This window comes from Streptobacillus notomytis, assembly GCF_001902585.1.
Taxonomy (GTDB): domain Bacteria; phylum Fusobacteriota; class Fusobacteriia; order Fusobacteriales; family Leptotrichiaceae; genus Streptobacillus; species Streptobacillus notomytis.
Genome location: NZ_LKKV01000081.1, coordinates 79,550 through 92,667 on the forward strand (window position 1 = coordinate 79,550; position 13,118 = coordinate 92,667).

The following is a 13,118-nucleotide window of genomic DNA, read 5'->3' on the forward strand; positions in this document are numbered from 1 at the left end:
TATATATTATTTTTAATATATACCATTAATAAATGATTTAAATGTTTTTTCTCTTGTTTCTTGATCTGTTGTATCTAAAAGATATCTTTGTTTATCAAGATATGAAAAGTCGTCAATTTCAACTCCTTTTAGATCTTTATTAAATATAGCTTTTGATAATGCAAGTTTTTCTTTTATTTTAGAACTAGCTGTAATTATTAAGACTCTAACTTCTATTAATGAAAAATTATTTTTTTCTGGATTATCTTTTTTTATTTGTTCATTAATAACATTAAGTATATCTTTATCGTTATCATTGAATAATAATATTTGATCTTTATTTGCTCTTGAATAAATTCTATCTAAAAACTGCTCTGCATTATTATCAGTATTGTTTATATAAATTACTGAATCACTATTTGCATTGAAAGCGACCATAATTTTTTGAATTTGTTCATCAATTAGGCTCTTATCGTTTGTTTTAACAGGTTCAAAATATATGTACTTTATTATTTTAGGTACTAAATTTTTTTCACTTTTAAATACACGTGAAAAAATTTTTTCTATATCTTCAACTTGTTTTTTAAATTTATCAGCTTTATTGAAGTCGATTTTATACATTAAATCTTCATAATATTTTTTCTCTTTTTTTGAATTTATCGAATGAAAATACGTATATTTAGTACTTACTATCTCAAAATTATTTTTATCGTTTTTTGATATAATTTTTTTATTAAAATTATTAACATTAGATAATGCAATCAAGGATAAAAACGATAATAAAAACATTTTTTTCATTAAATATCATCTCCTAACACTTCATTTTAATTATACAGTCAAAATCTTTAAAAATCAATACAATATTTTATTTTATACAAGATAAAAAAATATTTTTGTGTAACCTATTGCAAAAGATTTATAAAAAGGTTATTATATATCTAATTTACATCATAATGGAGTAAATATATATTATACAACACAATATATTGTGTTTTGAAAGGCGTGTCATGAAGGATAAGATTGTTATATATTATGAAAGCTTGACGGGTAATGTTGAGAAGTTCATTTGTAAAATGAAGAATTATGAAAATTTTAAATTTATAAAAATTTCATCTGAAACTATAGTTGAAGAAGAGGGGCATTTAATAACTTTTACAACTGGATTTGGACAAATTTCAAAAAATACAGATGCTTTTTTAACTAATAATGAAAATTATAAAAAGATTAAGACAGTATGCTCTAGTGGTAATATGAATTGGGGTAAAAATTTTGCAAGGGCTGGGGAACTTATTAGTGAAAAGTATGGGATTGAATTTATTTTTAAATTTGAACTTTCTGGAACATTACAAGATGTGAAAGAATATATTAGAAAAATTAAGATATATGAAAAGGAAAGAGAGAAGGACTAATGAAATGGGTTTATTTAAACAATGAAATAATGGTAAAAAATAGCGAAGGTAAATTACAAATTGAAAAAGATAAAGAGGCAGTTTATTCATATTTTGTAGATTATATTAATAAAAATACAGTTTTTTTTCATAATTTAAAAGAAAAAATAGATTATTTAATTGAAAAAGATTATTATATAAATTTTTATGATATGTACTCATTTGAAGAAATTAACGAAGTTTTTAAATTTGTGTATTCTAAGAAATTTAGATTTCAATCATATATGGCGGCATCAAAATTTTATCAAAGTTATGCTTTGATGGATGATACTGGAGAGAAGATATTAGAAAGATATGAAGATAGAGTATCTATAGTAGCTCTTTATTTAGGCCAAGGAAATAAAGAAAAGGCTTTAAAATATGCAAAAATGTTAATAAATCAAGAATATCAACCAGCAACACCGACATTTTTAAATTCTGGTAAGAAAAGATCTGGAGAGCTTGTATCTTGTTTTTTAGATGAAATAGGTGATAATTTATCAGGAATAGGTTATGCTTTTGAATCTGCAATGAAACTATCTTCAATAGGAGGTGGAGTTGCATTTAATCTTTCTAAATTAAGAGCAAGAGGTGAAGCAATTAAAGGTGTTGAGGGGAGAGCAAGTGGAGTTCTTCCAATAATAAAAATACTTGAAGACATTTTTTCTTATGCAAATCAATTAGGACAAAGACCAGGGGCAGGGGCAGTATATTTAAATGTATTTCATTCAGACATATTAGAATTTTTAGACACAAAGAAAATTAATGTTGATGAAAAAATTAGAATTAAATCATTATCTATAGGAGTAATAATTCCAGATAAATTTATGGAACTTGCAAGTGATGATTTACCATGTTATACTTTCTATCCACATACTGTTTATAGAGAATATGGAAAATATTTAGATGAGTTAGATATGAATGAGTGGTATGATAAACTTGTAGCAAATCCTAATGTTAAAAAGAAAAAAATTAATGCAAGAGAATTTTTAGTTAAAATAGCACAAACACAAAAAGAAAGTGGTTACCCATATTTATTTTTTAAAGACAATGCTAATAAAGAGCATGTATTAAAAGAAATTGGAGATGTTAAATTTACTAATTTATGTACTGAAATTATGCAAATAACAGAAGTTTCAGATATTAATAATTATTATGAAGAGGATACTATTAGATGTGGAATTTCTTGTAATTTAGGATCTTTAAATATTGCTACAGTTATGGAAAATAAGTCTATAGAAGAAGTTGTTAAAAATGCTATAGAGTCATTAACTACAGTTTCAAATATTACGAATATAAGTATGGTGCCAAGTATTAAAAAAGCAAATGAAGAATTAAATTCAGTTGGATTAGGTGCTATGAATTTACATGGATATTTAGCTAAAAACATGATACAATATGAATCACGTGAAGCTCTTGATTTTTGTAATGTATTTTTTATGATGATGAATTATTATTCATTAGAAAAAAGTATGGAAATTGCAAAGGAAAAAGGTGTTAGTTTTGTAGGATTTGAAAAATCTGAATATGCAAACGGTAAATATTTTGAAAAATATATAACTAAAGAATATAAGCCAATAACAGATAAAGTTAAAAAGTTATTTGAAGGTATAAATATACCTGGTATAGAAGAATGGACAAGATTAAAAGAAGATGTAATGAAATATGGGGTATATAATGCATATAGAATGGCAATAGCTCCTAATCAATCTACTTCATATATTATGAATTCTACTGCATCTGTTATGCCTATAGTTGATAAGGTTGAAGTTAGAGAATATGGAGATTCTACTACTTTCTATCCTATGCCGTATTTAAATTATGATAATTTCTTCTTCTATAAATCTGCATACGATATGGATCAAAAAAATATACTTAAATTAATATCTGTAATTCAAAGACATGTGGATCAAGGTATTTCAACTATTCTTTATACTAAGAGTAATGATACTACAAGAGATTTATCAAAATTATATATTTTAGCTCATAAGTTAGGGTTAAAATCTTTATACTATACAAGAACTAGAAAATCAACTATTGAAGAGTGCTTAAGCTGTTCAGTATAATGAAAGGAATTAAAATGGAAAAAAAGATATATAAAGCTGTCAATTGGAACACATTAGACAATGATTATGTAGAAGTATTTTGGGAACAAAACTTAAGGCAATTTTGGATAGATACAGAATACATACCTTCAAAGGACATTGATTCATGGCATTCTTTATCTCCTGAAATGAGAGAAACTTATAAAAAAGTTTTAGGAGGGCTAACATTACTTGATACTTTACAATCTCATACAGGTATGCCTAAAATCATAGATCATATTGATTCGTTACAATGTAGATCTGTTTTATCGTATATGTGTATGATGGAATCTATACATGCTAAATCATATTCAACAATATTTACTACAGTTGCTTCAACTGAAGAAATAAATGAGATATTTAGATGGGTACAAAATAATCAATATTTACAATTTAAAGCTCAAAAAATTGATGAATATTATCAATGTTTAAATAATCCTAATGCAACACCAAGAGAAATATATATGGCATTGGTAGCTTCTGTTTTCTTAGAATCTTATCTTTTCTATAGTGGATTCTTTTTACCACTTTGGCTTTCAGGTCATGGACAAATGGTTGCAAGTTCAGATATTATTAAAAAAATAATTGCTGATGAATCTATACATGGAGTTTTTGTAGGGAAATTAGCTCAAGAAATATTTGAAGAAATGCCATTTGTTGAAAAAGAAAGTGTAAAAAAAGAAATAATGAGCTTATTTTATGAATTATACGAAAATGAATTAAAATTTACTGATGAAATATATTCAGATGTTGGATTAACATCTGAAGTTAAAGAATATATTAGATATAACGGGAACAAAGCTTTAATGAATTTAGGATTTAAAGAAGAATTTGAAATTAAAGAAGTTAATGCTATAGTATTAAATGGATTAAATGTTGAAACTACACAGCATGATTTCTTTTCTAAAAAATCTACTAATTATGAAAAAACATTAGAAGTTGTACATTTAAATGATGATGATTGGAAAGAAGATTTTGACACGGATTTAGATATTTAGGAGGAGGAAATGACTAAAAAATATACAATAATGCAAATACTATACTGGGCTATGTTTAGTTCAGTATATGCTTTTGCAAATAGCTTTTTAAGCTCTAGAGGATTTAATTCAACATTAATAGGAACTATTATGGCATTATCTTCTTTTTTTTCTGTTTTATTACAACCTTTAACGGCGAAATTAATTGAAGTTTATAAGGCTATAACAGTAAAAAACTCACTTATAGCATCTATGATGTTAGTTTTGATAAATGCTTTACTTATTAGTTATTCTAGTAATAAGATTATGGTTTCATTATTTTTTGTACTTTTAATAACAGGATTACTTAATGCTCAAACATATATGTATACATTTATATTCCAGTATATAAATAAGGGGGAAAATATAAATTTTGGAATAGCAAGGGGTATGGGATCTGCTGCATTTGCAATTTCTTCATATTTTTATGGAGTAATAGGTTCTAAAATAGGTTTTGAATTTATACCTATATGGGCAACAATATTGTCTTTGTTTGTTATATTTGCTATTATGAGTTTTAAGGATATAAAGAAAGAAACTATAAATAGTGATTTAGAAATTAAAACAAATTTAACGGAATTTTTTTATAAATATAAAAATTTTTGTTATGTGCTTATAGGAATGATATTTATATTTTTTACACATAATGCTTTAAATACATTTATGAGAAATATTTTAGAAAATTTAGGTAGAGGTTCACAAGAAGTAGGTATAGGTTTTATGATAGCTGCTGTAGTTGAATTGCCTGCTATGTTTTATATAGTAAAATTAAATAGAAAATTTGGTTATTCAAAATTATTAAAAATATCAGCAATTGCATTTTTAACAAAGATAGTAATAACATATGTTACTGTTTTAACAGGAAATATAACTTTATTTTATATAGCACAAGTTACACAATTTGCAGGATATGCTATATATGTACCTGTTTCAGTTTATTATACAAATCATATTATGGAAGAAAAAGATAGAATAAAAGGACAAGCTTATATGGCTGTATCATCAACTATAGGATCTATATTAGGTAATTTATTAGGAGGAAAAATAATTGAAGTGTATTCACTAAATTATATGTTATTAGCTTCTTTAATTGCAACTATTATAGGGACCGTAATATTGATGATAAATTTAGAAGATAAGTAATAAATATGACATGTATCTTAAATGGATACATGTTTTTAATAAAAAAAAAGCTAGTATCTACTAGCAGTTATATATGATGGTGAGCCAGCAGGGGGTCGAACCCTGGACACACGGATTAAGAGTCCGTTGCTCTGCCAACTGAGCTACTGGCTCATATACATAAAGAGTATACAATACTTTTTGTTAAAAATCAATAGAAAAAAACAATAAAATATGATAAAATTACTAAATGATATAGGCATACATTTATTATGTATGTTTTATTTTTGAGGAGTAAAGATGAAGAAAATATACATAAAATACAGTTTGATTTCGTTAGGATTTGCAATACTTTCAAATCTTATTTACCCAAAATATTATTTTTTGACATGGAATTTATTTTTAGCTTATATTCCATTTTATATAAGTAATATAAAGAAAAAAAATATTTTTGTTGACATATTTTTATCTTTTGTGGCATTAATATTTTATCCAAATGCAGTTTATTTATTTACAGATTTAATACATATTAGTAATTTAAAATTTTACAAAAGAGGGGCTAAAGTAATTTATTTAATGAATTATTTAGATTGGATAAAAGTATCCCTTATATTCCTAGCTGTTATTATTGCAATGAAATTAAGTTATCTTGCAATAAATAATTATGTTAAGAAGTATAAAATGAGCAAGATTACCAAATATACTTTTTATTTAGTAGTTTCTTTTTTAACAGGTCTTGCAGTTTTTGTTGGAAGATTTATTAGATTAAATTCATGGGATTTATTTATTTATCCAAATAAAACTTTTTTAATATTTATTAATCAAATAAATTCTGGAAATATTAAATACATATTATTATTTTCATTTATACAGTTATTTGTAATAATTTTAGAGGAGGAATAAAATGAAAGTCTATTTAGCAGGTCCATTATTTAATGAAGCTGAGGTAACACAGAGGTTGAAAGAAGGTAAATTATTAAGAGAAAAATTTCCAGATATTGATTTATTTAATCCTATAGAACAACCATTTAATGAGAATAAACAGACATTACCAACTCCTATAGATATATATAGTGGAGATGCAAATGCAATAATTAATTCAGATGTTGTTATTCTTGATATGACTAATGAAGATTCAGGAGTAATGGTTGAATTAGGTCTTTCAATTGCGTATAATAAAAAAATTATTGCAATAAATTCAGATATTAGACTTAAATCAGCAAATAAATATTATATACCAAGTTATGCAATGAATCATTTTGTACTTGGAGGAATACTTAAACATGGAATATTGGTATATTCATTTGAAGAAGCAATGGAAGAGTTGAAAAAATATGATAAATAATAAGATAATAAATAAAAGAATAGTTGCATTTTTTCTTACAATGATAGGAGGTTTTTTAGAAATTTATTCTTATTTATTATTAGGGAAAGTATTTGCAACTACTATTACTGGAAATTTGATATTAATGGTATTTAATTTAAAAAGATTAGAATTAAGTAATGTTACTAAGTATATAGTTCCAATAATATTTTTTTGTTTTGGTGTTTTAATTGCAGAGAAAATTAAATCAAAGGTTACTATTAATTTTTCTAAATTAGTATTATTTTTAGAAATATTAATTTTATCATTTATACCTTTTGTAGGCATACAATTAATTTCAGTATCTTTAATAGCCTTTATATCTGGAATACAGATACAAACATTCAGAAAGATTTCAGATAATGTGTATATGTCGACTATGTGTACAGGTAATACTAGAGCTTTAGTTGAAGCTTTAGTTAATGGTAGAAAACAAGACATTAAAGACTATTTTGTAGTAGTTAGTGGTTTTTTAACAGGAGTTTTATTAGGAGATATAAGTATAATATTTTTTGATAAATTTTCTATATATGTTTGCGTTTTAATACTATTATTAATATTTTATATAATAAAGAAAGTAGGGAAAAATGAAGTTATCAGATAAGGTATTGTCTATGCAATATTCACCTATAAGAAAGTTTGTTCCTTTCGCTGATAAAGCTAAAAAAGAAGGTGTAAAAATATTTGAATTTCACATAGGTCAACCAGATGTTAAAACTCCTGATTCTTTTTTTAATGGAGTTACAAAGTATCAAGAAAAAATAATTAAATATACAAATTCACAAGGACTAGAAGAATTACTTGATTCTTTTGTGGAGTATTATTTAAGATATAATCTTAAAATTGATAAAAATGAAATTTTAATAACTAATGGTGGGAGCGAAGCTCTTCAGTTTGCAATTAATACAATATGTAATAAAGATGATGAAATTTTAGTTCCAGAACCATATTATTCAAATTATGATTCATTTTTAAGAATAGCAGATGCTAAATTGGTTCCTATAGTTACAAAAATAGAAGAAGGATATAGATTACCAAGTTATGATGAAATGAAAAAATTAATTACTCCTAAAACAAGAGCTATATTATTTTCTAATCCATCTAATCCAACTGGAGTTGTATTAAATGAAAGAGAAATAGAGGATATAAAGAGGTTGTCATTAGAGTTTGATTTATTCATTATTTCTGATGAAGTGTATAGACAGTTTATATACGATGTTGATACAAAATTTAAATCATTTTTAAGTTTTGAGGATGTATCAGATAGGGTAATAATGATAGATAGTATATCTAAGCATTATAGTGCATGTGGAGCAAGAATAGGAGTATTTGTATCTAGAAATAAGGAAATTGTTGCTCAAGCTTTAAAATTTTGTCAAGCAAGATTGTCTGTTTCGACTATAGAACAGTATGCTAGTGCTAACCTTGTAAGAGGTATTGATGTATACATAGATGATGTTAGAGCGGAATATAAGAAGAGAAGAGATTTAATGTATGAAAAATTAACTTCAATAGATGGAGTAAAAGCAAATAAACCGGATGCAGCTTTTTATATTTTTGCCTCTCTTCCTGTTGATGATACTGAAGAATTTAATAAATGGTTATTATGTGATTTTAGACATAATAATAAAACTTTAATGTTCGCTTCAGGTAGTGGATTTTATGCAAAGGAACATAGAAATTTAGTTAAAAATGAAGTAAGGTTTTCTTTTTGTGGTAATAATCTTAGAGAGATTGAAGAAGGTATAAATTTATTGGAAATAGCATTAAAGGAATATAATGAAAAATAAAAAAAATGGATATTTGTTAGAAATATCATATAAGGGTAAGAAATTTTATTGTTTTGATGAAATTAAGGATAAAAAAACAGTGAAAGGTTTACTTAAAGAATATCTTTTATCAAAAGGAATAAAGATATATAAAGGGTTACAACAAGCTGGTAGAACAGATGCAAGAGTTTCAGCGTATTCAAACTATATATATTTTATTGCTGATGAATTTGATTTAGATATACTTGATATTGATACAGATATTTCAGGATTAAAAATTAAAAATGTAATAAAAACAAGAAATGATATAGTTTTACCAGATATTGTTGAAAAAAGAATATATATTTATTTTTATCCTAAAAAGTTTTTGAATGTTGATGATGAAACTATATTAAAAAGATGTGAAGAAGTTAGTGGATATATGGATTTTTCTGAGTTTACAAATCATAAGGGTTTAAAATTGAAAAATCACTTTAGAGATATTAAAGTAACTTATTTAGAAGAAAAATTATATTTTGAAGGAAATTCATTTATGCCTCAACAAGTTAGAAGAATGAGTGGATATATTTTAAAAGGTAAAAAAGAACCAATGGATCCTAAATTTTTAGTTTTGGATAAAATTATTTTTAAAGGTGATATTTTATGAAAAAGCAAATTAATAAAGAAGCTTTAATAACAAGTATAATATATTTGATGTATTTTATATGGTGGTATTATTTTGCATATATTTATCCACCCAAAAATGTTGAAGATTATAAATATATTTTAGGATTTCCTGAATGGTTTTTTTATTCTTGTATAGTAGGATTTATCTGGGTAAATATAGCGGTATTTATAGTAGCTAAGATTTTTTTTAAAAATATTGATTTAAATACAGGTGATATAAATGAATAAGTTTCAGTTATTATTACCTATAATAATATATCTATTTATTACTATATTAACAGCATATTATATAAGTAAAAAAGAAAATAAAAATGATTTTACAGAATCATATTTTATTGGAAATAGAAGTATGGGAGCTTTTGTTTTAGCTATGACTGTAGTTTCAACATATATAGGAGCGTCATCATTTTTAGGTGGACCATCTATAGCATATAAGTTGGGTTTAGGTTGGGTATTATTAGCTTGTATACAAATTCCATTAATATTTTTTACTTTAGGAGTACTTGGAAAGAAAATAGCTATAATTTCAAGAAAAATAAAAGCTGTAACATTAATAGATATTTTAAGAAAAAGATATAATAATGAATTATTAATAATTTTACTTTCAGTATTATTGTTAATATTTTTATTTGCTTCTATAATTGCTCAATTTATTGGAGGGGCAAGACTTATAGAAAGCATTATAGATATAGATTATAAAATAGCATTAACAATATTTGTGTTTACAGTTATATTTTATACTACTATCGGTGGATTTAAAGCTGTAACAATAACTGATGCAATACAGGGATTAGTTATGATGATATCTACATTTGTCTTGTTTTTTGTAATAATAAATAAAGTGGGTTCTATGTCAGAAATAACTTCTATTATTAAAAATATAGATCCAAATTTATTAACACCTGATGCTGGAGGAGCAATATCAAGACCATATATATTATCTTTTTGGATTTTAGTTGGTATAGGTATATTAGGGTTACCTGCAACAACTGTAAGGAGTATGGGGTATAAAGATTCTAAAGCACTTCATAATGGAATGATAATTGGAACTTTTGTTGTAGGCTTTTTATTAATAGGAATACATTTAGTTGGATTTATGGGAAGAGCAATTGAACCTAATATTGATGTTAGTGATAAATTAATACCTATACTTGCATTAAAAAATTTACATCCTATAATTGCAGGGGTATTTATAGGTGGACCACTTGCTGCTATTATGTCAACTGTAGATTCATTGTTAATATTAATTTCATCATCTATAATTAAAGATTTGTATATAAATTACATAAACAAAAATGCAAGTGATAATAAATTAAAAAAGATTTCGTTAATTATTAGTATTAGTATAGGTATAATCACATATTTATTGTCAATTAATCCACCTAGTTTGATTGTATGGATTAATTTATTTGCACTTGCAGGTCAAGAAGTTTTATTTTTTGTACCAGTATTTATGGGACTATATTGGAAGAGAGGTAATGATAAGGGGGCTATAGCCTCAGTAATTGTAGGTTTTGTTGTTTTCATATTGCTTGAAAAATTTAAATATTCAATATTTGGTCTTATGAGTATAGTACCTGCACTTACATTTGCATTGATTTCATATATTTTAGTTTCATTTATAACTAAGAAAAATGATGAAAAAATTATAGAAATATTTTTTAAATAATAAAAAGGCGTGTTTAACACGCCTTTTATTATAACTCTACAAATTCTTTTGCAATTTCTGCTGCAAGTTTTACGTTGTTATATACCAGTTGTATATTAGCTTCTAATGATTTTCCATCAGTTATTTTCTTAACTTTATCAAGTAAGAATGGTGTAGAATCTTTACCTTTAATTCCTAATTTTTCTGCTTCTTCTAACGCTTCATTAATAGCGTTAGTTATAACGTCAAAATCCATAGCATATTTTTCTGGTATAGGATTTGCTATTACAACTCCACCATTTAACCCTAAATCCCATTTAGTTTTCAATATATTTGCAAAATCTTTAGGATTATCAATTGCATTATCTAAATTATATCCGCTTTTTATTGTATAAAAAGCAGGTAATTCTTTTGTCTTGTATCCAAGTACTGGAACACCTTTTGTTTCTAAATATTCTAATGTTAAAGGTAAATCAAGTATTGATTTTGCACCTGCACAAATTACTGCAACATTTGTTTGTGCTAATTCTTCTAGATCTGCTGATATATCCATAGTAACTTCTGCATTTCTATGTACACCACCAATTCCACCTGTTGCAAATATTTTAATTCCAGCAAGAGCTGCAATTATCATAGTAGTTGAAACTGTAGTTGCACCATTTAATCCTTTACTTACAACATAAGCTAAATCACGTCTACTTACTTTTGGAACATTTACTCCTTCTTTACCTAAAAAATTAATTTCATCTTCAGTTAATCCTACTTTTAATTTTCCATTTATTATTCCTATAGTTGCAGGAACTACTCCATTTTCTCTTGCAATTCTTTCAACCTCTAAGGCAACTTCAACATTTTGTGGATATGGCATACCATGTGATATTATTGTTGATTCTAAAGCTATAACAGGTTTATTATTTTCTAAAGCCTCTTTTACCACTTTATTAATTTCTAAATATTTTTTCATTTTTCCTCCTATAATTCTATATTAAAATATTTTTTTAAAGTATTATTTAATAAATCTTTTGTTAGACCTTGATAACAAGTACCTATATTAGTGACATTAATTATTGACATAGACATTGAAATTTTAGAACTTTTTTCTATATCATAACCATTTTTAGCTGAGTATACTATACCTGCTGTAAATGCATCTCCAGCACCAGTAATATCAACTGCTTTAATTTTTGGATTATTGATTAATCCATATTTTTCTTTGTTCATATAAAACATACCCTCTTTGCCTAGGGTAATATATATATTTTCAATTCCTTGATCTAAAAGTTTTTGACCAGCTAATCTCATAGTTTTTTCATCTTTAATTTCAACTCCTGTTAAAAGTTCTGCTTCTATTTTATTTGGCTTAATAGAATGAATTTTATTAAGAATGTTTTTTATTTTTTTTGCTTTAGTAGTTGAAACTAAATCAACTATAATTTTTTTATTAAATGTAGAAATATATTCAATAACATCTTGACGTAAATTTGTATCAATAACTAAAACATCAGCTTTTTTAATATATTCTTCTTTGCTTTTTATGTAATCTATATCTAATTTTTCTAGTATAGACATACTTGAAATTGCTACTATCATTTCATTTTCATCATTTAATACAGATAAATAAGTTGATAAGGACTCATTAGGAATTATTAAACAATTAGACATATCAACTTTTTTATTATTCATATATTTTAATAATGAAACAGAAAATTCATCATCACCTATTGGTGCAATAAACTTTATATTTAAATCTAAATGAGAAAGATTTTCTGCAATATTTCTTGCTACACCACCAAATCCTTTTTCTATTTTACCAGGATTTGAATCATTTAGTATAATAGAATTTTCTGAAAAACCTTGTATATCAATGTTAGCACCACCTATAATACAAATCATAAAGCACCTCTTTTATTTATATACCCAAAGTCTATCATATATTTACATATATAGTCAATTGATAAAAATATTCATTTTAATGAATAATAAAGTTAATATAAAATATTAATAATACTTCATTGACAAAAATACAGGGGGGGGGGTATAATAA

Annotated in this window: 14 protein-coding genes and 1 tRNA gene; 11 read left to right on the plus strand and 4 right to left on the minus strand. The window is 25.0% G+C overall.

Annotation, left to right across the window (positions count from 1 at the left end; genetic code table 11):
• Positions 1 to 12: 12 nt before the first annotated feature.
• The gene (locus BUE91_RS03775; protein WP_066899216.1) at positions 13 to 777 is read right to left on the minus strand and encodes a hypothetical protein; all 765 of its coding nucleotides are present in this window, start codon (positions 775 to 777) and stop codon (positions 13 to 15) included.
• Positions 778 to 986: 209 nt separating this feature from the next.
• On the opposite strand from BUE91_RS03775, the gene nrdI reads away from it, so the two are divergent.
• From nrdI to BUE91_RS03795, 4 genes are read left to right on the plus strand one after another with little or no spacing between them, the layout of a single operon-like run.
• On the plus strand, positions 987 to 1,388 hold the full coding sequence (gene nrdI, locus BUE91_RS03780; RefSeq protein WP_082814379.1) for a class Ib ribonucleoside-diphosphate reductase assembly flavoprotein NrdI: 402 nt from the start codon (positions 987 to 989) through the stop codon (positions 1,386 to 1,388).
• Positions 1,388 to 3,472, plus strand: coding sequence for a class 1b ribonucleoside-diphosphate reductase subunit alpha (gene nrdE / locus BUE91_RS03785; protein ID WP_073508002.1), 2,085 nt, complete (start codon positions 1,388 to 1,390; stop codon positions 3,470 to 3,472). Before nrdI ends, nrdE begins: the two co-directional genes overlap by 1 nt.
• Before the next feature lie 14 nt (positions 3,473 to 3,486).
• Complete coding sequence (gene nrdF, locus BUE91_RS03790; RefSeq protein ID WP_066899220.1) at positions 3,487 to 4,488, plus strand: class 1b ribonucleoside-diphosphate reductase subunit beta; 1,002 nt, start codon at positions 3,487 to 3,489, stop codon at positions 4,486 to 4,488.
• 9 nt (positions 4,489 to 4,497) lie between these two features.
• Positions 4,498 to 5,649 carry an MFS transporter gene (locus BUE91_RS03795; protein ID WP_073508003.1) on the plus strand — a complete coding sequence of 384 codons (1,152 nt, stop codon included), beginning with the start codon at positions 4,498 to 4,500 and terminating at the stop codon, positions 5,647 to 5,649.
• Between the two features lie 77 nt (positions 5,650 to 5,726).
• On the opposite strand, the gene BUE91_RS03800 is transcribed toward BUE91_RS03795, so the two are convergent.
• Positions 5,727 to 5,802: transfer RNA gene (locus BUE91_RS03800), tRNA-Lys, on the minus strand.
• A 126-nt stretch (positions 5,803 to 5,928) separates the two neighbouring features.
• Between BUE91_RS03800 and BUE91_RS03805 the strand changes: the two genes are divergently transcribed.
• Genes BUE91_RS03805 through panF form a run of 7 tightly spaced genes read left to right on the plus strand, consistent with a single transcriptional unit; the run spans position 5,929 to position 11,095 of the window.
• Positions 5,929 to 6,531, plus strand: a complete 603-nt coding sequence (locus BUE91_RS03805; protein WP_066899210.1) for a DUF1361 domain-containing protein — start codon at positions 5,929 to 5,931, stop codon at positions 6,529 to 6,531.
• Position 6,532: 1 nt separating this feature from the next.
• Complete coding sequence (locus tag BUE91_RS03810) at positions 6,533 to 6,973, plus strand: nucleoside 2-deoxyribosyltransferase (RefSeq protein WP_073508004.1); 441 nt, start codon at positions 6,533 to 6,535, stop codon at positions 6,971 to 6,973.
• Positions 6,963 to 7,595, plus strand: coding sequence for a YoaK family protein (locus BUE91_RS03815; protein ID WP_073508005.1), 633 nt, complete (start codon positions 6,963 to 6,965; stop codon positions 7,593 to 7,595). Before BUE91_RS03810 ends, BUE91_RS03815 begins: the two co-directional genes overlap by 11 nt.
• The gene (locus BUE91_RS03820; protein WP_073508006.1) at positions 7,579 to 8,781 is read left to right on the plus strand and encodes a pyridoxal phosphate-dependent aminotransferase; all 1,203 of its coding nucleotides are present in this window, start codon (positions 7,579 to 7,581) and stop codon (positions 8,779 to 8,781) included. The genes BUE91_RS03815 and BUE91_RS03820 overlap by 17 nt, the downstream gene beginning before the upstream one ends.
• Entirely contained in the window at positions 8,771 to 9,406 is a 636-nt protein-coding gene (locus BUE91_RS03825) for a pseudouridine synthase family protein (protein WP_073508007.1), read from the plus strand. Before BUE91_RS03820 ends, BUE91_RS03825 begins: the two co-directional genes overlap by 11 nt.
• A complete protein-coding gene (locus tag BUE91_RS03830; RefSeq protein ID WP_066899202.1) occupies positions 9,403 to 9,654 on the plus strand; it encodes a YhdT family protein in 252 nt (83 codons plus the stop codon). Before BUE91_RS03825 ends, BUE91_RS03830 begins: the two co-directional genes overlap by 4 nt.
• Positions 9,647 to 11,095, plus strand: a complete 1,449-nt coding sequence (panF, locus tag BUE91_RS03835; protein WP_066899200.1) for a sodium/pantothenate symporter — start codon at positions 9,647 to 9,649, stop codon at positions 11,093 to 11,095. Before BUE91_RS03830 ends, panF begins: the two co-directional genes overlap by 8 nt.
• Before the next feature lie 28 nt (positions 11,096 to 11,123).
• Here the strand turns inward: panF and BUE91_RS03840 are convergent, their stop codons facing one another.
• Together BUE91_RS03840 and BUE91_RS03845 are read right to left on the minus strand one after the other, a co-directional pair.
• A complete protein-coding gene (locus tag BUE91_RS03840) occupies positions 11,124 to 12,038 on the minus strand; it encodes a pseudouridine-5'-phosphate glycosidase (protein WP_073508008.1) in 915 nt (304 codons plus the stop codon).
• Positions 12,039 to 12,046: 8 nt separating this feature from the next.
• Entirely contained in the window at positions 12,047 to 12,967 is a 921-nt protein-coding gene (locus BUE91_RS03845) for a carbohydrate kinase family protein (protein WP_073508009.1), read from the minus strand.
• Positions 12,968 to 13,118 lie beyond the last annotated feature (151 nt).

Excerpts from the sequence above, each read along its gene's own strand:
- BUE91_RS03775 (WP_066899216.1), bottom strand. The coding sequence starts at position 777 with ATGAAAAAAATGTTTTTATTATCGTTTTTATCCTTGATTGCATTATCT.
- nrdI (WP_082814379.1), top strand. The coding sequence starts at position 987 with ATGAAGGATAAGATTGTTATATATTATGAAAGCTTGACGGGTAATGTT.
- nrdE (WP_073508002.1), top strand. The coding sequence starts at position 1,388 with ATGAAATGGGTTTATTTAAACAATGAAATAATGGTAAAAAATAGCGAA.
- nrdF (WP_066899220.1), top strand. The coding sequence starts at position 3,487 with ATGGAAAAAAAGATATATAAAGCTGTCAATTGGAACACATTAGACAAT.
- BUE91_RS03795 (WP_073508003.1), top strand. The coding sequence starts at position 4,498 with ATGACTAAAAAATATACAATAATGCAAATACTATACTGGGCTATGTTT.
- BUE91_RS03805 (WP_066899210.1), top strand. The coding sequence starts at position 5,929 with ATGAAGAAAATATACATAAAATACAGTTTGATTTCGTTAGGATTTGCA.
- BUE91_RS03810 (WP_073508004.1), top strand. The coding sequence starts at position 6,533 with ATGAAAGTCTATTTAGCAGGTCCATTATTTAATGAAGCTGAGGTAACA.
- BUE91_RS03815 (WP_073508005.1), top strand. The coding sequence starts at position 6,963 with ATGATAAATAATAAGATAATAAATAAAAGAATAGTTGCATTTTTTCTT.
- BUE91_RS03820 (WP_073508006.1), top strand. The coding sequence starts at position 7,579 with ATGAAGTTATCAGATAAGGTATTGTCTATGCAATATTCACCTATAAGA.
- BUE91_RS03825 (WP_073508007.1), top strand. The coding sequence starts at position 8,771 with ATGAAAAATAAAAAAAATGGATATTTGTTAGAAATATCATATAAGGGT.
- BUE91_RS03830 (WP_066899202.1), top strand. The coding sequence starts at position 9,403 with ATGAAAAAGCAAATTAATAAAGAAGCTTTAATAACAAGTATAATATAT.
- panF (WP_066899200.1), top strand. The coding sequence starts at position 9,647 with ATGAATAAGTTTCAGTTATTATTACCTATAATAATATATCTATTTATT.
- BUE91_RS03840 (WP_073508008.1), bottom strand. The coding sequence starts at position 12,038 with ATGAAAAAATATTTAGAAATTAATAAAGTGGTAAAAGAGGCTTTAGAA.
- BUE91_RS03845 (WP_073508009.1), bottom strand. The coding sequence starts at position 12,967 with ATGATTTGTATTATAGGTGGTGCTAACATTGATATACAAGGTTTTTCA.